Source organism: Paenibacillus sp. FSL M7-1046 (assembly GCF_038007405.1).
In the GTDB taxonomy this organism is placed as follows: Bacteria; Bacillota; Bacilli; order Paenibacillales; family Paenibacillaceae; genus Paenibacillus_AQ.
On sequence record NZ_JBBOXB010000001.1, the window covers coordinates 1,007,003 to 1,028,681 of the forward strand.

Sequence of the window (21,679 nt, forward strand, 5' to 3'; positions counted from 1 at the left end):
TCCTATTGTATGTAACCGAAAATGGAAGCTTTGAAAACTTTCTTGTCGATTTTAATTTAGAAAAATGTCAATTTTTCAATCATTTCATACATAGGAATGGCATGCATTCTAGTAGCATACACCACAAAAGCATCTACCGTCCAGTCCTTTTCCGAACAATTGTTCTCCTTTTCTCCTCCACAGTGGCGTAAATCCGGCAGCTCTTCGGCGCTGAAGGGCTGCTCACCCCGGTATTTCCGGGCCAGGGTAATATGGGGATTATACTCCCTTGTCTCGGCTTTAAAACCCAAGCCAGAAGTCGCATTAACCACGTCCCGCTGCAGTTCCGCAAGTCTCGCAAGCTCGCCGGAAACCCCTGCCCAGAGCACCTTAGGCGCATGCGGAAGACCAAAAGTCCCCCAGTTCTCCAAGCTTAATCGAAACGGCTTGCTCTTTCCGGATATTTCCTCGAGCGCTTTGAGAAGTGCAGGAATTTCTTTTCTGGGTGTGTCACCGAGAAACTGCAGGGTAATATGATAATCTTCAGAATGTGTCCATTTTGCAAATTTCAGCTTTGCGGAGCATTTTTCAGACTCTTTTTCCAATAATTCACTCAGGTTTGAAGGGACTTTTACGGCAATAAACAAGCGCTCCATATCTCGCTCGGACCTATTACGCTCCATAAAAATTTCACCTTTCCAGACAGATTTGTTATCCTTATTCTATACATTATCAGCCAATCCTATAAAAAAGTATAACGGGAGGGAACCATCATGACGAAATCCATTGTTTGTTTACAGCCCCTTACATCCCAGCAGCAGAAGCTCATTCTCGATGCCGCCCCAGGTTATACCCTCACACTGGGAAACGCCAAAAATCCGGATTTGGAGCTTCTAGCCAATGCAGAAATTGTAATCGGCTGGGGCAAGGGCATCAGCGACACGCTGCTGCGGCCGGATTCACCGCTGCGTTGGGTTCAGACCTGGTCGGCAGGTGTAGAGAAACTCCCGCTTGATCGTTTGGAGGAGCGCGGAATCCTGCTCACGAACGCCAGTGGCGTTCACGCCGAGCCGATCACAGCTGTAATCTTTGGCTTTATGCTGCTCTTCACCCGTAATTTGCATACAGCCGTACGCAACCAGCAGAACCGCCGCTGGCATTCGGAAGGCAATGAAAGTGAATTAACCGGCAAAACAGCCGTCATTGCCGGCACCGGCTCCATCGGCAGTGAAACGGCAAGAATCGCCAAGGCTTTCCGGATGAAGACCATCGGCATAAGCCGTTCCGGTAAACCGGTTGCCGATTTTGATCAGGTCTACACCACTGACGAGCTGCCTGACGCAGTCCGCCAAGGCGATTTCGTAATCAACACGCTGCCACTCACCGACGAAACACATGGGTTGTTTAATGCGGAAATCTTCTCCAAGTGCAAGCAAGGCACTTATTATATCAACATCGGCCGGGGAGCCACCACCCATACCGAAGACTTGATGGCCGCGCTGAAGAGCGGCCAATTGGCCGGAGCGGGGCTGGATGTCTTTGAGACCGAACCCCTGCCGCAGGATCATCCGCTATGGGGAATGGAGCAGGTGGTGATTACCCCGCATTGTGCCGGCACAACAGACCGGTATGCCGACCGCGTTGTTGATATTTTCACAGACAACCTGCAGTCCTATCTGCAAGATGGCGCCCCTTCGCGCAATAGGGTTAACTATAGCCGCCAGTACTGACGGCAGCTCACTCTATTGACTGGCAGCCAAACAGCGTGCAGTTAACCTTCTACCGTCACGTTTATAATAAATACAAGCAAAAACAGCCCCTCACAGGCACATTTACTCCTTGCGTAAATGAACCCGCGAGAGGCTGTCTTCTTATACCTGAAAGCGCGTTACCGATTCACTAAGCTCGGTCAGCAGTGTTTTCAGTTGCCCTATGCCAGCTGCAACTTCATTGGTGGCGCTGAGCTGCTCGTGGGCCGAAGCTGAGGTTTCCTCCACACCTGCCGCCGATTGCTGGGCAAGCGCTGAAATATGCTGGCTGAACTCGTTCATCGTTTCGCTTGCTGCGGTCATCTGCTGAAGATTACCGCCCATCTCTTCAATGGTGCCGGACATAACATGCACCGATTTGTTGATGTCATCCAAAGCTTCGCCTGTCTCAGCAATTTGCCGGCTGCCTTCTTCTGTCCTCATGACCCCCATGCGCAAATGTTCGACCACCTCTTTGGAGTCCAGCTGAATGCCTTGCGTAATCCCGGTAATTTCCGATACCGTCCGCTGCACATCCTCCGAAAGCTTCCGTACCTCTTGCGCCACAACCGCAAATCCGCGCCCGCTGTCTCCGGCTCTGGCTGCTTCAATCGCAGCGTTGATTGCCAGAAGATGCGTCTGTTCGGAAATGCTGCGGATCGAGCCAACCAGCCGGAAGATTCCCTCATTCTTGCGGTTCAGCTCCTCCACCGTTTCCATGGATTGTGATACGGCTTCGGCGATTTGCCCCATTTGTGCCACTGAGCTCTCCATTAATTGTTTGCCTCTGTCACCCTTTGTCCGCACCTGCCCGGAATGAAGCGACAGATCCGTACCTTTGACTGCAAAAGCCTCAATCAGCATATTCAGATCCTCTATCGCTTTGGATGCTTCTACAGCTGCCTCCGCCTGGCTTCCAGAAGCTTTGGCCAACTCCTCCATAGTAAGGGCAATCTGCTGGCTGCCCTCCTTTGTATCGGAAATATTGCGGACCAGCTCATCCCCCTGCCTCGCGATAATACTGGAAACACTACGGATCTGATTCACAATCTCCAGCAATGTCCGGTTCGTATCGTTTACCGTCCTGGCAAGCAAACCGATTTCATCCTGATTTGCAAGCAAGGTATCCTCTGACGTCAAATCACCGCCTGATATTTGTTGCAAATGAACGGTTACCTGCTTCAGCGGATTGATGATTGTGCGCCGGATAACCATATTAATCAGACCGATCACAACCAGCACTACCACTACAGTAATCAGATTCACAATAATGGAAGTATGAAAAATCTCAACGGAACGCTCGCCCTCTTCAGACGCGGCTTTCTGGCTGAGATCAACCAGAGCATCCATATCGGTCTGCATCGAATTAAACGCCGTAATTCCTTTTTGCGAGACCTCCAGTGCCAGTTCTTCGTCGCCTGAGCCACTCTGCTTGATCGCCTGGTTGTTAATAGTCATAAATTCATCCCATTTATGACTCAGCGACTGCAGCAGCTCCTTCTGCTCCTTGTCCCGCAGCGTATTTCTATAGTTGTTCATAGATTCAGCAACTTTACGGATAAATTGGTCACGTTCCGTTTCCAGCTTCTTTTTCTGTGCAGCATCGGTGCTTAAAATATGCTGCATACTGACCGCCATGATATGTTCGGTGTAATAATTGACATTATGTATTTCTTCCAGAGCAGGGACCATTTGTTCAACAATATTTCCGGTATTCTTTTGCATACCGTTCATTAAATAGAGAGAGGTTCCTCCGATAATCAAGACCAGCAAAGCCAAAACAACGTACCCGGAAGCTATTTTGAAGCCGATGCTTTGCTTCCCCTTGGATGTTACCCCCTTCAATGTCCCATTAACGAATTTGTTTACAGATCCCTTAAGTCCCAGATCCTTTCTCATTTGCGCATCCTCCTCAAACTTTTCCGAAAACCTTACATGTAATTCCATTCTGTTACATTTCATTTTCAAGAATGGGCAAACAAACAGATCTACCTTATATTTCGGCAGATTGAAATAAGAATTTTATATAATGTAAGATATTCATTGCATACTCTTTAGAACATACCAAAAGACCCAAAGCACACCGCATAGGGGCTTCGGGTCTTCTGCAACGCACTGAGTCTGCGGGCTTTCACCTTGAGTCTTTAGCCTTATTCATTTGAAACCGGTTAATCAATATCCGACCCGGCTGCGGCAAGCGTCACTTCCTGCAGATACAACTTCGCTGTTCCTTCGCCGTTTGTGATCCCTTCAAGCTTGATGCCGATCGTCTTTACGGCAGTCAGGTCAACCCCTTCTGCTTCAGCGGCGGACGGCAACGAAATGCTCAAAGTTGTATACCCGCTGGAGTCCACTGTTAAGGGCGCTCCGCTGTCTGACCATACCCAGCCAGCTCCTGTCTTGATGAACAGGCGCGCTTTAGCCGCGCCGCCCGACAGTTTGACCTTTGCGTTTATCGTATGGAGACCCGCAATATTCAGCTTCACCGGATCTACAGCGAGTTCAAAGGAGCCGTTATCAACCTGATCGAACTGAACCCCCACCGCCTGCTCCTCCTCCGAAAATTCCGGAGCTTTGGCGCCCGCTTGATCATCATTTGCCGTCACCCAGCCTGTGATATCTTCAGCGCTTGTGAACTGGTACAGAACTCCAGGTGCATGCGCATCCGGCTGTCCGCCAGTCCCGCCTGACATATCCGGAAGTGCCGGGTCATATACCGCTTTAATATCATCAAAGTATAGAACACCTTCATGGGACTGCCCATCCATAGCGTTCACATACAGATTGAAGTTTTGCACCTGCTTCAGTCTTTCCTCTGTGAGCGCACCGGCTTTACCCCAGCTCATTTCGGTCAATTTCTTCAGGCTTAGCACAACCTGCCCGTTCTGATCCGGAGTAATCACGGGATAGGCTTCGAAATATCCGCCGTCAATGACCAGCTGGACAACCAGCTTGAGCGGCTCTTCCTTTTCCGCGTAAGAGCTGCTGCCGTCGGAAGCAACCCACAGACTGACCGCGTTGTAAGCGGACCAATCCAGGGAACCAAGGTTCTTACCGATTCCTGTATAACCGGCACTATCAATGCTATAGTGCATTTTCAATCCATATCCCCCGGAATTTTCAAGGTCCGCACTTAAGGCTACGCTGACATCGTCGCCGCCAGCTTTAGGGTATTTTGCCGCAAGTGCATCATCGCTTGCACCGTAGGATTCATAATCATCCACCAGCGCATGGTCTGCCACCGGCGCGCGGTAGGTATTGTAAAGGCTGATATCATCAACATAAATAGGCAGAGCTCCTTCAGAGACCAGTCCGCTCCCTACAATGGAAATGGCCAGACCGGTTGCCGCTGCAGACTTCTCGGCATTATCCAAGTCAATGGAGGCAGCAAACCTGTAGTATGACGAGCCGTCCACCGTTACTTTTTCCAGGCTGGATAACGTTTTATAACTGGAATCCATGCCGTACTTGGTATTCCAATCTTCCGGAAGTTGAACGACGCCGCGGATAGCGGCATTTCCGGTTTCATTCTGGGCAGATTCGGGAATCAGCAGATTGAATTTCACACGGCCCACTTTGGCCAGGTCTACCCCGTCCAGTGCCGCAGATGTAAGCTGCAGCTTCAGCTCCTGCCAGGTATCCCCGGAGGCCAATCCTTCCGAGATATTCAGATTCAGCTTTCCGTCTCCGTCCAGAGCCGCATGCTTGAACTCCGTCTTGATCGTCTCGCCGTTTCCGGCCAGACCGGACCAGCTGCCATTGTTCTGGATGAGCTGGAGATCGTCAGCCGTGTTGAACTTGATCTCTTTAACCGGTACCTCGCCGATCTTCACAAATACGGAGATGCTTTGCGTAAGCAGTGTGTCACCCGGTCCATAAGCTTTTACCGTAATGTCGGTGGAACTGCCGTTCAAGCTGGAATCCGGCTGCCAGACCGCAGCGTAATAGCCGTCCGCTCCCAGTGTCATTTCTTGTTCAACTGTGGACTTTCCGATTGTATAAGTGACCTTAACCGGTGTGAAATTTGCCGTTTTCGAACGGATGACTGTCGCGCCTTCAGTTACCGTACCGACATTATTCGGTGTAACGATATGCAGGAACGGTTCTTTCACTGCAGCATTGACCGCGCGGGAATACTTGTTGTCATCCTTCACATCCCCCGCAAAGGCAGTAGCAGCATCATTATAGAAATTCACAAAATCCGGAAGAAGCTCGTGATCGTCTTTATTCGGAACATTCTTGTAAGGAACATACAGATTATTGCCTTCGCCAAAGTTGGCCCAGGTCAGCATGTAGGAAATCTTCGCCGCATCCGGATCCGCCTTGATGGCGTTCAATAACTTCGTAAACCACTGCAGCTCATTATTTCCCGTTGTTTTCATTCCTGCGGCGCTGTATCCGTATTCCGAGAGGGTCACAATCTTACCCTTATCTTGAGCCAGACCGGAAATCATCTTCAAATCTTTCACAAGGCCATTCAGGAAAGACTCGGAACCTGCGTTGTCCTTATTGTCATATTGGTCCATACCGAGAATATCCACATATTGATCGCCCGGATAAGTCGTCAGATATTCACTTTCGTTGCCGTTAAACGGACCATTCGGGGAAAATACATACAGGAAGTTGTGGACTCCCTTAATGTCCCGCAGATATTCAACAGTGTATCGGTACAGCTCTGCATATTCGCTTTTGGTAGTCGTTGCTGCCCCCCACCAGAACCAGCCTCCATTCTGCTCATGGAACGGACGGAACAACACCGGAATCAGGTTGCCGTCGTCATCTTTGAGATTGCTCGCGAAGTCGGCAATCCGGTCGAGATAGGTGTTAAACCCGCTGTTCTTATCACCGCCCGGCAGAATACGCGCCACTACCGATGAGGTTGCCCCCGGGGAATTGCCCGTATCATTAAAGCTGCCGCCAGTCACAAAATTATAAGGATGCGTACTCAGCGTCAAGATGCCGCCCAGCTTATGCGCCTGCTTCATCGCAGCGTTGAGACCCAGCCTGCTGGCTTCATGATTCCCGCTGACTCCGGGAGGAGCTTCGTATCCGTCCAGACTGAGCGTATCCCAGCCAAACACAGCCGGATAATCGCCTACCGAGCTGTACACATCCGAGATTACATTTCCTGCTTTATCCTTGCCGGCAAAAGATACAGTCGTATCATGCTGATGCCCGAACATAATCTGTTTGCCGCTGGTTTCATCCAGATAAGCGAACAGGGATTTCGTTGCGGCGGATGCAGCCGGGTCAGCAATGTTGACGGTAACGGCAGGCGTCCCTATTCCTCCGGTGCTGCCTGAACCATTAGAGCCGGATGTGGTTCCGGTGGTGGTTCCGTTTGTTGTACTGCCAGAGGTCGTAAATCCGCCATTTCTTACAGAGAAGGTTCCATTCGTCAAAGCTTGTCCGTTAAAACTGACAGAAGAAGCACGAACATCAAGCTTGCTGATCGTCCCCTTGCCTGTTACCGCCGTACCGGAAGCGCCGCTGCCGATGACAACCTCAGCAATCTCCGCTTCTGCGCCCAGCTCAAGAATTGCAGCGCTTTCAATAGCCAGCTGACCAATCGTTGTATGGCCTTCAGCAATGATGCCGATTTTCCCGCCCGGACGGTTCAGGTTGACCGACGCCAGCTTGGAGTTGTTGAAATGAATCGAATTCTCACCACCGGAAATATAAACCGCGCCTTGAACAGTTACATTCTCCAGAGCGGCTTCTCCGCTCTCAATGCCAGGGGCCAAATACAGATTCCCCGAGATACGGGCATCCTTTAGCAGTACTCCGCTGCGGTTGATCAGAACATTGCCCTGAATCTCGCCCCCGGCAACAGTTCCAGCCTCGTGATAGTAGCGGCTGACCAGCCTGTCGACAATGCTGAGCACTTCTGCTCTTGTGATAAGGCGGTCAGGCCGGAAGGATCCGTCCGGATAACCGTTCAAAGTACCCTGCAGCGCCTGGATCGCCTCATTCGCATACAGGCTGATGCCGGAACTATCCGTAAAAGCAAGAGCAGCAGCGCTGTTGCCCGGTGTAAGCGAAAAGACCGAAGCAAGCAATACAGCAGTATCCTGGCGGGTCAACTTTGTATCCGCTTTCGCTTTATTGTCCGGGAAGCCTTTATAATAACCGGCCTGCTTCGCTACAGCCAGATTTTTGGCATACCATGCGCCTGCCGGCACATCCGAGAAATTGGATTCGGGCAGGGCACTAAATCCGAAAAGCTTGTTAATAATACTCGTCAGCTCAGCGCGGGTAACATTGTTATCGGGCTTAAAGCTGCCGTCCGGATATCCTTGCAGCACTCCATTCCCCTGCCATTTCGCGATGCTCTCTTTGGCCCAGTGGGTTGCAAGTTTTTCCTTGCGGGCACTGCCGGCCAGTGCAGGTACAGCCATCGAAAACATCATGAGCGCCGTAAGAAACAGCAGGAAACTCTTCTTAAACTTCTTCAAGACTTCATCCTCCTTTTGTGTAAGGGCTTTCAATAATAATGATAACTCCCCGGTAATATTAGCATCATTATAATAAATAAACAATAACAAAATAAAATAAATACATTAAATCTAACCTTTATTCTTCGAAGTTAAAACTTTTCTCGCACCAAAAAACCAAAAACCCCTTAATTAAAAAGGATTGATTAGGTGTTCTAGAAATTAAAATTCAACTCCACTCATTCGTATTATCACCAAATATATAATAACAAAACAATAACAATACACAGCAACGAAAGACCAGAATTCTAAAACAGGGACCATAAATCAAAAGCAAAGACCAGAAAACGCACAAACAGGGCTCTCTGGAGAGCCCTGTTTGTGTTAAAAAGGTAGCGTTCTTAACTTCTTATCCAAGCTTTGCCTGTCCTAGTCCAGATCGTAAATAGAACCGACCTTCAGACCATAAAGCTCATTGTAGATTTTCTCAGCAAAAGCATCTGTCATTCCGGCAATATAATCAATCACCATATGCTCCCACGTCCAGATCGGCCTCTGCGACCGCTGATCCTTCTCAAAGCGCTGCAGCCAGTCGCTCGGAATAATCGCCTTCGACGTTTCAGGATCGAGGAATGCGCCCCAAAGCCGCCGCAAAATCCACTCGCTGCGTTTCTGCAGCCGCTGCACACGCAGGTCGCGAATCATCGTGACCCAGGCGAAGCTTTTGAGCACGCTGACCGTCCGCAGCATGTCCTCATCCTCTTTGCCCTCCTTGATAAAGGTGACCTTCTTCCAGTCTCCGTCATGAATCACGCCTAAGCTGGCGACAAAGGTGCTGACCCAGTAGGCTTTAACCTCACGCCGGGTGCGGGAGTAATCATTTTCGCAGGTCGGCATTTTCTCCATCCATACCCGCAGGAATGAGCTCAGCACCTCTTCAACTTTGGCATGAATAGCCTCCGACTTCCAGCCTTCCCAGAACAAATCCTCCAGCGTGGTAATCTTCTCGACGATCAGCCGCTGGATATAGGCATCATGCATAAAGTGCTCATGGACCTCGATCTTGCCGGCCTTTATGCCATCCTCCAAATCATGGGCGGAATAGGCGATGTCGTCGCAGAGGTCCATAAGCTGGGCTTCCAGCGTCTTCTTGCCTTCCGGCACCCCCCATTCCTTACGGACTTCCCTGATATAATCCCATTCATGAAGATACATGCCTTTCTTGAGTACCGTGCCGGGAAAAGGATACTTGTTGATACCCAGCAGCACTGCGTCGGAAAGGTTCAGGCCGTCGATGTTCTCGCGCTTCTCCAGAAACATGATCAGCCGGAAATTATGGGCATTGCCCTCAAAATGCTCATATTGCCGTTTCAGATTTTCGTGGATCGTCTGCTTCTGCAGCGGACCCGCGCCGGATTTCAGCGCTTCCTCCTCAGTCTTTTTGACCACAAGCTGCTCCAAAATATTATCGAGCACTTCTTCCCCTTTGTGGCCGAATGGCGGGTGGCCGAAATCATGCGCGATGGCTGCACATTCCACCACTTCGGGATCGATTACAAGACCCGGGTTGTCCGCCTGCCCTGTTTCCACCTCCGGGTAAGAGCGCAACAGGCTCTTGGCGGCTTCACGGGCAATTTGCGCCACTTCCAGTGAATGAGTCAGGCGCGTGCGGTAATAATCGCCGGTTCCGGCGCCGAACACCTGTGATTTGCCTTGCAGCCGGCGAAAAGTCGGCGAATGAATCAGGCGCGAATAATCGCGTTCATATGCGGCTCTAGAGGTTTCCAGTCGGGTAATCTCCGGATATTGCCGATGCTCTCTTTTCTCAATAAGTGTCATATCCGCTGCCCCTATCCATTGATCTGTATTTAGTACTTCATTATAAGTCATTTTCGGCAGAACTTTCACTCTAAAATAGAAAGTTGAGCAACTGCCCGGCCGCAGTGAATAGTTTGTAAGGTGCATGGAGCATTCTAAAGCAAAATAACCCGGTTCCTTTGCCACGGGTCATGTATGGAGTGAAAGGTGAATCTTATGAAAACAGGCTGCAGAATAACCTATACCACAATAACAGCATTCATGCTTCTGCTTGGGCTTACTAACAGCGCGCTAGCCAGTCCAAATATTAAAAAACGCTATTATTATGAGCAGCGCGGGGACATGATCTGGGAGGTTCCCACCAGTCAAAAAGTAATAGCACTGACCTTCGACGACGGACCCGATCCTTCCGAGACCACTCAGATTCTGGATGTGCTGCATAAATACAATGCCAAATGCACCTTTTTTGCTATCGGCAAAAAAATCGCCGCCTATCCCGAAGTAGCCAAGCAAGTGATTGCCGAGGGGCATGAACTGGCTAACCATACTTACAACCATGTGTATTTCAAGAAGCCTATTTCCGAGCAGCAGATTCTGCAAGAGCTGGAGTTGACCGAAAAGGAAATCGTAAAGATCTCAGGCAAGCACAGCAGCCTGTTCAGACCGCCTGGCGGCATGTACGATGATACGCTGATTGATGTATCCAACAATATGGGCCTGAAGCCGGTGCTGTGGTCCTGGCATCAGGATACCCGCGACTGGAACCGTCCTGGTGTATGGAGTATCTACAGCAAAGTCATCCGCAATGTAAAAAACGGCGATATCGTACTGTTCCATGATTATGTACACGGACAGTCGCAGACGGGTGAAGCGCTCAAAATCATCCTGCCTGAGCTTGCAAAACGGGGCTTCCGGTTCGTAACCGTTTCCGAACTGATTGAATTATCCGATGCACAGCAGGTGAAGCATGGCCGACATCTTGCTTTTTGAATACTTTTGCCGGCCTTTCCGTGGCTCTTTAATTGCGATTGACCTCAAAATGAGGTAGTCTTGAGCTATTATTATGACTTTATGATCGCTGCTGCAGTCCATCCTTTAGGAGGCTTTATCCATGTCTGAGAACACTTCCTATACTACCGAGGAAATCGCCCGGTTATTGAAGATATCCAAGCTGAAGGTTTATGATTTGATCAAAAAGGGCGAGCTGCCCTCTTACCGTGTCGGTAAGCAAATGCGTGTCGACCTCTCCGATCTGGAGGCCTACAAGCAGAATTCGCGCAGCGGAGCTTCGGCCGGTCTGCCTGCGGGCGATGCAGCCGCACTGCCCCATACTCCCTTTGCGCTGCCGCCAGCCACTTTTACAGCACCGCTTCACTTTTCCCAGCCGCCTGCGTTTACCGGTAAATCCGCCGGAGTCAATGTGGTCATTACCGGGCAGGATATGTCGCTGGACATTCTGGCTACCCACCTGGAGCGCAGCCAGCCCTCCTCCCGGCCGCTTCGTTCCTATGCCGGCAGTCTGGACAGCCTGATTGCGATGTATCATGGGGAGTCCGACATTGTCAGCACCCACCTGCTCGACGGAGATACAGGAGAATATAACCTGCCCTATATCCGCAAGCTGCTTGTCGGCTTCTCCTATGTAGTGGTGCATATGCTGGCGCGAAGTGCAGGATTTTACGTACTAAAGGGCAATCCGAAGGACATCCGTGACTGGTCGGATCTCCAGCAGAAGGGCCTCCGGCTGATTAACCGCGAGCGCGGCTCCGGTGCGCGGGTGCTGCTGGACGAGCAGCTGCGCCTGCACGGTATCCAATCCGCCCAGTTAAGCGGTTATGACACTATAGAGAACAGCCATTTGGCTGTAGCCGGAATGGTGGCACGGGGTGAGGCTGACGTCGGCATCGGCACAGAAAAAGCCGCCAAGATTATTGACGGCATTGAATTCATTCCGCTCATTCAGGAGCGTTATGATCTTGTAATGATCAAGAAGCCGGAGCATGACCAATGGATCGGGACAGTCATCGAAATTTTACGGTCATCGGCTTTCAAGAACGAACTCAGCTCCATTCACGGCTATGACCTTACCGATACCGGAAGGGTCATTTACGAGACTTAAGCGGAAAGCAGCCAGCCAGTAATTCCTACTCGGCTTCAGTGGAATATTTAATTTTATAACTTCCGCTGGTCCCGGTGCCGACAATTTCCAGCTTGTATTTACCGTCCTTTTTAATCTCCACCTGCTCTTCTACAGCCTCATTCGTAGAAAGCTCTTTCACAAGCTCATGATCGGGATCATACAGCTTCATGGACAGCTTGCCTTTATCCACTTTGGAGGTATAGTCCAGCAGCAGAGTTTCCCCTTCTTTGAGCTTCAGCGTCTTTGTTTCCGTACCTGACAGCAGCTTATAGGATGCCTTAATTTGTTTACCACTGCTTGATCCAACAAACATCAGCCTTTTTTCACAGCCCGTAAGCAGCAAAGCAAATGTCAATACTGCGAGTATCAGCAGGCTCCACTTTTTGTTCATTTCATTCACTCCCCGGTTCTAATCATGTGCCCGCAATGCGGGCAATATTCCTCTTTAGCACTCACGCTGCCGTCTCTTTTATGCTGCTGTCTGACCACAAAGTAGATCAGCAGCCCGATTAAATTGGGAATATAGATTACGGCAGTCATCCACAACCAGGTGTTCATCCCCATACGCGAAGCATCCCTGTAGATGAATACGGCTATAGCTCCATTCAAACCAATGAGCAGCAGCACGGCCAGCCCCATAAACAAAAACCAGCCACGGTCCTCGCTAAAGACATCCGACATATAGGGAAACATCCAATATCCCATTAAAGCCAGAGTAAGCAAGAAGCCGGTTGTAAGAACCCAAAAAAGCAATTTGCCAAGCGGCTTATGTCGCTTCATATGCCGTCCTCCTTTGAGAATAATGCGGATGTCTGGTGTCCGCCTGCCCCATATACCTGAAAAGTCATGCCCGGGCTGCTGCACCCGATCTGCCGGACAGGCAGAACAGCAGCGCTGCGGCGGCGGATGTCTGAATGAGACCGAAGGCCAGCAGCAGGGCCAGCTTCCACAGCAGAGGAACAGGACCCGTCAGCACGCAGGCTCCCAGCAGCATTAGCACAATAACTTGAATCACCACGACAGCGATAATGCTTCTTCCCAATCTTTCTGCAGCCGTTATTTTCCGGAGCGTATCCGCAACAAGCCGGGGAGGAGCCAGGGCCGGTTCATTAAAATATTGGCTTAGCAGCTGATCCTGCACTTCCTCTTCATTCATCACGTTTCCTCCTTTACATGCTGCATGGAGGTTTGCAGCAGCTTCTTCCCTTGATTGAGCCTTGACTTGACCGTTCCCACGGGAATGCCAAGCATCTCCGCAATCTCCTCATAGCTGAATTCGTTGTAATAATAGAGAACCAGCGGCGCCAAATACCGCTTGGATAACGCACGCAGCCCCTGCTCCAGCTCGGCGTTCCGTTCATTCCGCAGCAAGGCCTCTTCCGTGAGAGGCGACGAATCCCGGATGTTCAGGAAATCCGCCTGGAAAGACGCCTCACCCAGAAAACGATGCTGGAGTTTTTTCCATCTGCGGTAGCGGTCCCTATGCAGATTGACCGTAACCTGAAACAGCCAGGCTTTAAAGGAACGCTCACAATCATATTTCTCCAGCTTGCGGATGACCCGGACCCACACCTCCTGAAACAGGTCCTCGGCATCCTGGGCATTCAGGGTAAGGTGGCGGCAAAACCGGTACAAATCATCCTTGTATCTGTCGACGAGCAGTCCCAGTATTTCACGGCGGCCGGACCGGCACCCTTCAATGAGTTGTTTATCGGTAATCATGTGCCCCCGCCCACCCTTTCAATTAACATTACGAATGAACTCCAGGCTTTGTTCGAAATTTCACATAATCATTTATTAGCCGTCCTCAAATGTTCTGTTCTCTCTATGATCATAGTAAATAACCTCCGGTCTCACCATGATGCTTGATGGCAAAACCGGAGGTTATCCGCATAGTTCGATTCAAGAACGGCGATTGACAAACATCAGCATAACGGCTGAGATTACGATAATCGAGCCTACCCACATCCAGGCCAGCGTCATGTCGCCGCCGTCGACGGCCACATATATGGCGGTGGGCACCGTCTGTGTACGGCCGGGAATATTGCCTGCTACCATGATCGTAGCTCCAAATTCACCAAGCCCGCGGGCAAAGCCGAGCACATACCCTGCAGCCAGAGAACGGCTGGCAAGCGGCAGCGTTACATAACGCAGCACCTGCAGTTCACTGGCACCCTGCGCACGCGCCGCATCCTCAAGATCCTTTTCCACATCCTCAAATCCGGCCTTAACGGTCCGGTAGACCAGCGGAAACGCCACAACCACCGCAGCAATAACGGCAGCCCCCCAGGTAAAGAGGATGGTATGCTCTGTGAACTGCTCATAGAGCCTGCCAATCCAGCTCCGCCGTCCCAGAATGACCAGAAGCACAAAGCCGACCACGGTAGGGGGCAGAACAAGCGGCAGCAGCAGAATGGTCTCGACCAGACTGTATCCGGGGAACCTCCGGCCCGCCATCTTTTTGGCCGCGAAGGTTGCCAGAAGGAATACGAGGATGCTCGTGATTACAGAGATTTTGACCGAAAGCCAGACCGGGGCGAAAAAATCAGTCCAATTAATCTCCATCCGCTTTCACCCCGCTTAAGTTCGATTAGAATTACTTGGCCAGCTGAAAGCCGTAGCCGGTAAAAATATCACTCGCCGCCTTGGCTTGCACGTAGTTATAGAATACTTTGGCCTCTGCCTGATGTTTGGAATCCTTAACGATCCCGACCGGATAATTGATTGCTTTGTGCACCTGTGCCCCTACCGTAAGGGCGATCTTCACCTTCTTGGAGGTTAGGGCATCCGTCTTATACACAAATCCGGCATCAGCATTGCCTGTTTCCACGTAGGACAACACCTGGCGGACATCCTTGGCGAATACTAGTTTGCTCTGCAGCGTATCCCATATATTCTTTGCGGTCAATGACTGCTGCGCATATTGGCCCGCCGGCACCGATTCCGGTTGTCCGACAGCGACCTTCTTGAACAATTTATCTGTTAGCTGTGTGATTGTTGTAATCTTGGCTTTGGAATCCGAAGGCACAATGAGAACCAGCCGATTCTTTAGAAGTTCCGTATGGTCTGAAATGAGTTTGCCATCCACCAGCGCTGTCATTTGCTTATCTCCTGCTGAGAAGAACAGATCGGCCGGAGCGCCTTGTTCAATCTGCTTCTGCAATGTACCGGAAGCGCCATAGTTAAAGACGAGGTCGATATCAGGATGCTGCTTCTCATAAAGAACGGCAATCTTGTCAAGACTGTCCTGCAGGCTGGCTGCGGCAGATACAATGATTTCGGTTTTCTTCTTCGCCGCCTCTGCCTGTCTCTCAGGTATTGCCGACAAGCCCACAGCAAGCATTACAGTCATGACAACCAACGCTAATTTCTTGAACATTTCCATTCCTCCCATTTATATATCTTGTATATTTAGATGATATTCTAGCATAACTTTTTTCGTTTTTCTATACGTTTGGTTATGTTTGCTTATATTTAGTTATGATTGATACAGATTACACCTTAACATGCATTTCTATTTATAATCGGCTTCATAGCAAAAAAGCCCCCAGGCGTGTAAACGCCTAAGAGCCTCCCTGGACTTCATTATTTTAACTCTTCATCCGCGGATCAAGCACATCGCGCAGTCCGTCTCCCATCAGGTTGAATCCGAGTACAGTCAACATGATGGACATCCCCGGAAAAATGACCGTCCACGGCGCTTTCTGAATGAACTGGCGCGAATCGGAGAGCATCTTGCCCCATTCCGGATCAGGCGGCTGCGCACCAAGGCCAAGGAAGCCGAGGGCTGCTGCTTCGATAATGGCCGTTGCGATGCCCAGCGTCCCCTGTACAATGATCGGCGTCAGGCTGTTCGGCAGAATATGAGTCAGCAGAATACGCGTATTCGTCATCCCGATCGCTCTTGCCGCCGTGATGTATTCCTCCGACTTCAAGCTGAGCACCTTGGCCCGCACGAGTCTTCCATAGGTCGGGATATTAACAATCGCAATGGCAAGCAGCGCATTCCGCAAAGAGGGTCCGAGTATGGCCACAATTGCAATCGCGAGCAGAATACTCGGAAAAGCCAAGAGGATATCAAACATTCTGGAGATCAGCATATCTACCCACTTGCCATAGAATCCGGCCAGAACCCCCAGAAACGTACCGACAATAATAGAACCGATCACTGAAGAGAACCCGACCCAAAGCGAGATACGGGCACCGTACAGGACCCGGCTAAACAGATCTCTTCCCAGATCGTCCGTGCCGAACCAATGGTCAGCCGACGGTGCCTTTAGCCGGTTCACCAGCTCCTGCTCCTTGAAGCTGTACGGCGCGATAAGCGGGGCAAACAGCGCAATCAGCACGAAAAACAAAATAATACAGAGCCCGAGCATAGCCGTCTTGTTTTTGCGGAATGCCCTCCACGCATCATGCCAAGGTCCGGAGCCCTTTTCGGCAGGCACCTTCGGGGGCGTTACATTAACTGTTGCCTGTGCCACAGATTCACCCCTCACTTGTAATTGATGCGTGGATCAACGACGGCATAGAGCAGATCCACAAGCAGATTAATGATTACGAAAATAAAAGCAATAATCAGAATACCGGTCTGAATCACAGGATAGTCACGCGAGCTGATCGCCTCAAATATATATCTTCCCACACCCGGCCAAGCAAAGATCGTCTCTGTCAGCACCGCCCCGCCGAGCAGAGCGCCTGTCTGCAGCCCCACCACAGTCAATACAGGAATCAGCGAATTTTTTAGCGCATGCTTGTATACTACGAGAAATTGCGATAACCCTTTGGCTTTTGCCGTACGGATGTAGTCCGAATTCATTACCTCCAGCATGCTGGAGCGGGTCATCCGGGCGATAATCGCCATCGGAATCGTGCCCAGTGCAATGCTTGGCAGGATCAGATGTTTAACAACCGTCCACAACTGGTCCCAGCGGCCTGCCAGTATCGTATCAATCACGTAGAGATTGGTGATGCTCTCCACCGGATTGCGCTGGTCCATCCTGCCTATGGAGGGCAGCCAGTGTAATTTCAGCGAGAATAACAGCTGCTCCATCAGACCAAGCCAGAAAATCGGCATGGACACACCAATGAGCGCTATAATCATTGCGGTATAATCAAACCATGAATTTTGCCGCCAGGCGCTTAGAATACCGGCATTGACTCCCACAACAGTGGCGAACAGCATACTCGCCGCCGTAAGTTCCAGGGTAGCGGCCAGATAAGGCATAATCTCTTTGGCGATTGGCGTTTTGGTACGGATCGAGGTGCCCAAATCACCTTGCAGCAAATCGCCCATATAATTGAAATACTGCTGCAGCCACGGCTTGTCGAGACCCAACTGTTCCCGCAGCGCCTGCTTGGACTGCTCTGTTGCCTTTTGTCCAAGAATCGTCTCTGCCGGATCTCCCGGAATCGCATGGATAATTGAGAAAACAATGATTGTCATCCCAATCAGCACCGGGATTAAAACCATTACACGTTTTAATAGGTAGGAGTTCAAATCAGCTCACCTACTATTCGAAGTAGATTGTGCTGTAATATTCCGTACCTGTCGGACCAGGAACAAAACCCTTGAGGTTGGCTTTGGCAGCCAGCAGTGGAGTCGTGTGCACAAGCGGAATCCAAGGCGCATCTGCTTTGATGATTTTCTGAGCCTGCTTGTATAGGTCGGAGCGTTTGGCTTGGTCCGTTTCCTTCTGTGCATTGATCAGAACCGTATGCAATTCTTCATTAATATAGAAGGAACGGTTGTTGCCCGGAATTGCATCTTTATCAAGGAGCGTATACAGGAAGTTATCCGGGTCACCGTTATCACCGGTCCAGCCGAGCATGTAGATGTCATCTTTTTCTCCGACTTTTGTGTCGTCAAGGTAAGTAGCCCATTCAGGGGACTCGATTACCGTCTTCACGCCAATTTTTTCCCAATCGGCTTGAATCGCCTCGGCTACCTTCTTGCCGTCAGGCATATAAGGACGGGAGACCGGCATAGCATACAAGGTTACCGGATCCGGCAGACCCTCAGGATATCCGGCCTCAGCCAGCAGCGCTTTTGCTTTCTCCAGATCATATTCATAATCATTCACGGCATCGTTATAGCCCCATAGTGATGGCGGCATCGGGTTAACGGCCGCCGTTGCCTGGCCTGAGAAGAACGCTTCGATAATGGCCTGCTTATTCACCGCATGGTTCAGCGCTTGTCTTACCTTCACGTTGTCAAAAGGTTTCTTATTGAAGTTGAAGCCGAGGTACGAGACATTAAACGGCGGGCGTTCAATCTTCTGCAGCCCGGTGTTGCCTTCCAGTGTGGACAGATCATCAGGGCTAAGGTCTTCCATCAGGTCGATTTCACCATTCTGCAGAGCAGTGAAGCGCGCAGAGTTATCCGGAATGGAGCGGACGATAACTTTGTTCAGCTTAGGAAGCCCTTCTTTCCAGTAGCCCGGATTCTTGTCCAGCGTAATGGAATCATTGTGCTTCCATTCGGTGAACACAAACGGACCTGTGCCTACCGGCTCATTCTTGAAGTTTTCCTTCTTCTCCTTAATGGCTGTAGGGCTGGCAATCCCGAAGGAGGTCATGGCGATATTCTGCAGGAAAGGGGCCTGCGGCTGATTAAGCACAAATTGCACGGTTGTGGCATCAACAGCCTTCACCTCTTTAATGACACGGCTTCCGTCCGGACCGAACATGGAGTCATAGTAGTCAAAGGAATCGCCTTCGAATTTGTATTCACTTGCCGGATCACTCCAGCGCGTGAAGTTAAACACGACAGCCTCGGCATCAAAGTCTGATCCATCATGGAACTTCACACCCGGATGCAGCTTGAAGTTGTAGATTAAGCCGTCGGCTGAGACTTCCCAGCTGTCTGCAAGTGAAGCCTGCACCTCAGAGGTCCCCGGTTTGTATTCCAGCAGAGAGTCAAATACCTGATGGGCAATCTTCAATGATTCACCATCGGTTACGATTGCCGGGTCCAGCGAAGCCGAGTCACCGCCGCGCCCCAATATCAGTGTATCCTGTGACGTTGCCGCAGAATCAGGAGAGCTTTCCGGTGCGGCAGTTGCCGCTGTATTGCCCCCCGCAGTTGATTCTGTGCTTGCATTATTGTTGCCTCCGCAGCCGCTTAACGTTAATACCGCCCCCAGCGTCACTGCCAGTGCAAGACTACTCCATTTCTTCATCTCTAGAAAACTCCCTTCCTTCATTAAAAGTATTAAAGCGTCTATATGGAGCTGCGCCAAAGCGCTGCCATATACCAAGTCCACTAATTGCATTCATGAATGGTTGCTCGCTCTGAATACCAAGTGGAAACGGCTTTGCCGTCCTTTTTAAGGACGGTACCGTTTCAGCGAGAAAATAGAAGGATAAGTTATCATGTGAAACATATAATTTCTTATATTTTAGGATAACTCCTGCCGGAGTCTTTCTAAGATGTCGTCAAGTCTTGTTAAGCCAGCCGGGTGTCAGCAGCATCATATAAATGGCATGCGGTTAGATGCCCTGGCCCGGTCTCGATCAACGGTGGTCTTACATTGCGGCATACGTCCATCACCCGGGGACAACGGGTATTAAAGGCACAACCGACAGGCGCATTGGCCGGACTCGGCACTTCACCCTGCAGAATAATCCGTTTCTTGCGGATATCGGGATCGGGTTCGGGAACAGCCGACAGCAGCGCCTGTGTATACGGGTGCTGCGGTTCGGCATAAAGCTTGTACTTATCGGTAATCTCTACAATCCGTCCCAGGTACATTACGGCGACACGGTCACAGATATGCTTCACCACACTGAGATCATGGGCTATAAATATGTAGGTAAGTCCAAATTCCTTCTGTAAATCCTGCATCAGATTAATGACCTGAGACTGGATGGATACATCCAGTGCGGACACAGGCTCATCCGCTATAATCAGCTTCGGCTGCAGGGCAAGCGCCCGGGCGATTCCAATCCGCTGCCGTTGTCCGCCGGAGAACTGATGCGGGTAACGCTGGAGATGTGCCTTCGCCAAGCCGACCACATCAGCCAGCCGCTCGACAGTATCCCTCCGCTGCCTGGCATCGCCGACACCATGTACAATCATTGGCTCTTCCAGAATACGCTGCACCGTATTCCGCGGGTCAAGGGAAGAGAACGGGTCCTGAAAGACAATCTGCATCTCCCTCCGGCGCTTGCGCATTTCTTCCAGAGTGAGCCTGGTGATATCCTGGCCTTCGAACCAGACCTCCCCTGCTGTAGGCTCGATCAGCCGCAGCAGCGAACGCCCGGTTGTCGATTTGCCGCAGCCGCTTTCCCCCACCAGTCCAAAGGTCTCGCCTTTGTATACGGAGAAGGAAATATCGTCCACCGCTTTGACAGCCCCTTGCAGCTTGTTGAAGAAACCTTTATGAATCGGATAATACTTCTTGAGGCCAATAACCTCGAGCAGGTTCTCGCTCATACAGCATCCTCCTGTTGGCTGTCATGCAGCCAGCATCTGCAGCTGTGCCGGTCTTCCTGCAGTGACAGCTCAGGAAGCGACTCGCGGCAGATGTCCATCATATCCGGACAGCGGGGTGCAAACCGGCAGCCCTGCATATCTTTACTGAGAATCGGCACATTGCCGGGAATGGAATACAGCCGTTCCCGGACCTCGTTCATTCTTGGCACAGACTGTATAAGCCCCCTCGTGTAGGGATGGAGCGGATTCTTAAAAATATCGCGCACACAGCCTTCCTCTACGATCTTGCCGGCATACATAACAGCAACCCGGTGGCACATCTCCGCCACAACTCCAAGATCATGGGTAATCAGCATGACCGCAGTGCCTTGTTCTTCATTCAACCGCCGGATCAAATCCAGAATCTGCGCCTGAATCGTTACATCCAGCGCGGTTGTGGGTTCATCGGCAATGAGCAGCTCCGGACTGCAGGAGATCGACATCGCGATCATCACCCGCTGGCGCATGCCGCCCGACAACTGGTGAGGATACTCATCAATGATCGCTTCCGGCCGCGGTATTCCTACTTTGCGGAGCATCTCGACCGCATGCTCCCGTGCTTCTCTTTTCGATAAGCCGCGGTGAAGCCGCACAGTTTCGATAATCTGCTGACCTACCGTAAACAGCGGGTTAAGCGAAGTCATTGGCTCCTGGAAGATCATCGATACCGAGTCTCCGCGGATCTTTCGCATTTCTTTTTCCCTAAGCGGCACAAGATCCTGCCCTTTTAATAGAATGCGGCCGCCTACAATCCGGCCGGGAGGATTCGGAACCAGCTTCAGGATGGACAATGAAGTGACGCTCTTGCCGCAGCCCGATTCACCAACCACTCCAAGAACCTCGCCCGGATCAATATACAAATCGATGCCGTCCACAGCAGGAACCTCTCCACGATCCGTAAAAAAATGAGTATGCAAATCCTCAATTCTCAAAATTGGCTGGATCAAAATGAACCCTCTCTTCTATTAAAAATTGAACAAAGGTCAAATGACAGACAAGAAAATCTCTCTAAAAGAGAGATTCAACCGCGAATATCTTACATAATAAGTTAGTTTTTAGTATTAAATCGACATAGTTGTTATTT

18 protein-coding genes are annotated in these 21,679 nt (G+C 50.6%); 3 read left to right on the forward strand and 15 right to left on the reverse strand.

What is annotated here, in order from left to right; all coding sequences use genetic code 11:
- Window positions 1-56: 56 nt before the first annotated feature.
- Window positions 57-635 carry an RNA 2',3'-cyclic phosphodiesterase gene (thpR, locus tag NYE29_RS04240; RefSeq protein ID WP_076113514.1) on the reverse strand — a complete coding sequence of 193 codons (579 nt, stop codon included), beginning with the start codon at window positions 633-635 and terminating at the stop codon, window positions 57-59.
- A 117-nt stretch (window positions 636-752) separates the two neighbouring features.
- On the opposite strand from thpR, the gene NYE29_RS04245 reads away from it, so the two are divergent.
- Window positions 753-1,709 (forward strand): D-2-hydroxyacid dehydrogenase, encoded by a 957-nt coding sequence (locus tag NYE29_RS04245; protein WP_340894551.1) that lies wholly within the window; start codon window positions 753-755, stop codon window positions 1,707-1,709.
- A 141-nt stretch (window positions 1,710-1,850) separates the two neighbouring features.
- Here NYE29_RS04245 and NYE29_RS04250 read toward each other — a convergent pair whose 3' ends face one another.
- The 3 genes from NYE29_RS04250 to NYE29_RS04260 form a co-directional block, all read right to left on the reverse strand.
- On the reverse strand, window positions 1,851-3,626 hold the full coding sequence (locus NYE29_RS04250; protein WP_076113483.1) for a methyl-accepting chemotaxis protein: 1,776 nt from the start codon (window positions 3,624-3,626) through the stop codon (window positions 1,851-1,853).
- 269 nt (window positions 3,627-3,895) lie between these two features.
- On the reverse strand, window positions 3,896-8,182 hold the full coding sequence (locus NYE29_RS04255) for a glycosyl hydrolase (protein ID WP_340894552.1): 4,287 nt from the start codon (window positions 8,180-8,182) through the stop codon (window positions 3,896-3,898).
- A gap of 408 nt (window positions 8,183-8,590) precedes the next feature.
- Complete coding sequence (locus NYE29_RS04260) at window positions 8,591-10,000, reverse strand: deoxyguanosinetriphosphate triphosphohydrolase family protein (RefSeq protein ID WP_340894554.1); 1,410 nt, start codon at window positions 9,998-10,000, stop codon at window positions 8,591-8,593.
- 195 nt (window positions 10,001-10,195) lie between these two features.
- Between NYE29_RS04260 and NYE29_RS04265 the strand changes: the two genes are divergently transcribed.
- Window positions 10,196-10,969 (forward strand): polysaccharide deacetylase family protein, encoded by a 774-nt coding sequence (locus NYE29_RS04265; RefSeq protein WP_340899605.1) that lies wholly within the window; start codon window positions 10,196-10,198, stop codon window positions 10,967-10,969.
- A gap of 121 nt (window positions 10,970-11,090) precedes the next feature.
- Window positions 11,091-12,098 (forward strand): helix-turn-helix transcriptional regulator, encoded by a 1,008-nt coding sequence (locus tag NYE29_RS04270; protein ID WP_340894555.1) that lies wholly within the window; start codon window positions 11,091-11,093, stop codon window positions 12,096-12,098.
- Window positions 12,099-12,123: 25 nt separating this feature from the next.
- Here the strand turns inward: NYE29_RS04270 and NYE29_RS04275 are convergent, their stop codons facing one another.
- From NYE29_RS04275 to NYE29_RS04325, 11 genes are all read right to left on the reverse strand, one after another.
- The gene (locus NYE29_RS04275) at window positions 12,124-12,510 is read right to left on the reverse strand and encodes a hypothetical protein (protein ID WP_340894557.1); all 387 of its coding nucleotides are present in this window, start codon (window positions 12,508-12,510) and stop codon (window positions 12,124-12,126) included.
- A 5-nt stretch (window positions 12,511-12,515) separates the two neighbouring features.
- Window positions 12,516-12,899, reverse strand: a complete 384-nt coding sequence (locus NYE29_RS04280) for a hypothetical protein (RefSeq protein WP_076113478.1) — start codon at window positions 12,897-12,899, stop codon at window positions 12,516-12,518.
- A 64-nt stretch (window positions 12,900-12,963) separates the two neighbouring features.
- Window positions 12,964-13,275 (reverse strand): hypothetical protein, encoded by a 312-nt coding sequence (locus tag NYE29_RS04285; protein ID WP_076113477.1) that lies wholly within the window; start codon window positions 13,273-13,275, stop codon window positions 12,964-12,966.
- Complete coding sequence (locus NYE29_RS04290) at window positions 13,275-13,841, reverse strand: RNA polymerase sigma factor (RefSeq protein ID WP_340894558.1); 567 nt, start codon at window positions 13,839-13,841, stop codon at window positions 13,275-13,277. Before NYE29_RS04290 ends, NYE29_RS04285 begins: the two co-directional genes overlap by 1 nt.
- A 180-nt stretch (window positions 13,842-14,021) precedes the next feature.
- Window positions 14,022-14,684, reverse strand: coding sequence for a molybdate ABC transporter permease subunit (gene modB / locus NYE29_RS04295; protein WP_340894559.1), 663 nt, complete (start codon window positions 14,682-14,684; stop codon window positions 14,022-14,024).
- 31 nt (window positions 14,685-14,715) lie between these two features.
- The gene (gene modA, locus NYE29_RS04300) at window positions 14,716-15,498 is read right to left on the reverse strand and encodes a molybdate ABC transporter substrate-binding protein (RefSeq protein WP_340894560.1); all 783 of its coding nucleotides are present in this window, start codon (window positions 15,496-15,498) and stop codon (window positions 14,716-14,718) included.
- A 211-nt stretch (window positions 15,499-15,709) separates the two neighbouring features.
- Window positions 15,710-16,603 (reverse strand): nickel transporter permease, encoded by an 894-nt coding sequence (gene nikC, locus NYE29_RS04305; protein ID WP_038586603.1) that lies wholly within the window; start codon window positions 16,601-16,603, stop codon window positions 15,710-15,712.
- Window positions 16,604-16,614: 11 nt separating this feature from the next.
- Entirely contained in the window at window positions 16,615-17,619 is a 1,005-nt protein-coding gene (locus tag NYE29_RS04310) for an ABC transporter permease (RefSeq protein ID WP_038586600.1), read from the reverse strand.
- A 13-nt stretch (window positions 17,620-17,632) separates the two neighbouring features.
- Window positions 17,633-19,300, reverse strand: coding sequence for an ABC transporter substrate-binding protein (locus NYE29_RS04315; protein ID WP_340894562.1), 1,668 nt, complete (start codon window positions 19,298-19,300; stop codon window positions 17,633-17,635).
- 266 nt (window positions 19,301-19,566) lie between these two features.
- Entirely contained in the window at window positions 19,567-20,556 is a 990-nt protein-coding gene (locus tag NYE29_RS04320) for an ABC transporter ATP-binding protein (protein WP_340894564.1), read from the reverse strand.
- Window positions 20,553-21,542, reverse strand: coding sequence for an ABC transporter ATP-binding protein (locus tag NYE29_RS04325; RefSeq protein ID WP_340894565.1), 990 nt, complete (start codon window positions 21,540-21,542; stop codon window positions 20,553-20,555). Before NYE29_RS04325 ends, NYE29_RS04320 begins: the two co-directional genes overlap by 4 nt.
- Window positions 21,543-21,679 lie beyond the last annotated feature (137 nt).

Excerpts from the sequence above, each read along its gene's own strand:
- NYE29_RS04280 (WP_076113478.1), bottom strand. The coding sequence starts at position 12,899 with ATGAAGCGACATAAGCCGCTTGGCAAATTGCTTTTTTGGGTTCTTACA.
- NYE29_RS04265 (WP_340899605.1), top strand. The coding sequence starts at position 10,196 with ATGAAAACAGGCTGCAGAATAACCTATACCACAATAACAGCATTCATG.
- NYE29_RS04250 (WP_076113483.1), bottom strand. The coding sequence starts at position 3,626 with ATGAGAAAGGATCTGGGACTTAAGGGATCTGTAAACAAATTCGTTAAT.
- modB (WP_340894559.1), bottom strand. The coding sequence starts at position 14,684 with ATGGAGATTAATTGGACTGATTTTTTCGCCCCGGTCTGGCTTTCGGTC.
- NYE29_RS04285 (WP_076113477.1), bottom strand. The coding sequence starts at position 13,275 with ATGAATGAAGAGGAAGTGCAGGATCAGCTGCTAAGCCAATATTTTAAT.
- NYE29_RS04320 (WP_340894564.1), bottom strand. The coding sequence starts at position 20,556 with ATGAGCGAGAACCTGCTCGAGGTTATTGGCCTCAAGAAGTATTATCCG.
- NYE29_RS04315 (WP_340894562.1), bottom strand. The coding sequence starts at position 19,300 with ATGAAGAAATGGAGTAGTCTTGCACTGGCAGTGACGCTGGGGGCGGTA.
- modA (WP_340894560.1), bottom strand. The coding sequence starts at position 15,498 with ATGTTCAAGAAATTAGCGTTGGTTGTCATGACTGTAATGCTTGCTGTG.
- NYE29_RS04290 (WP_340894558.1), bottom strand. The coding sequence starts at position 13,841 with ATGATTACCGATAAACAACTCATTGAAGGGTGCCGGTCCGGCCGCCGT.
- NYE29_RS04275 (WP_340894557.1), bottom strand. The coding sequence starts at position 12,510 with ATGAACAAAAAGTGGAGCCTGCTGATACTCGCAGTATTGACATTTGCT.
- NYE29_RS04245 (WP_340894551.1), top strand. The coding sequence starts at position 753 with ATGACGAAATCCATTGTTTGTTTACAGCCCCTTACATCCCAGCAGCAG.
- NYE29_RS04260 (WP_340894554.1), bottom strand. The coding sequence starts at position 10,000 with ATGACACTTATTGAGAAAAGAGAGCATCGGCAATATCCGGAGATTACC.
- NYE29_RS04270 (WP_340894555.1), top strand. The coding sequence starts at position 11,091 with ATGTCTGAGAACACTTCCTATACTACCGAGGAAATCGCCCGGTTATTG.
- thpR (WP_076113514.1), bottom strand. The coding sequence starts at position 635 with ATGGAGCGCTTGTTTATTGCCGTAAAAGTCCCTTCAAACCTGAGTGAA.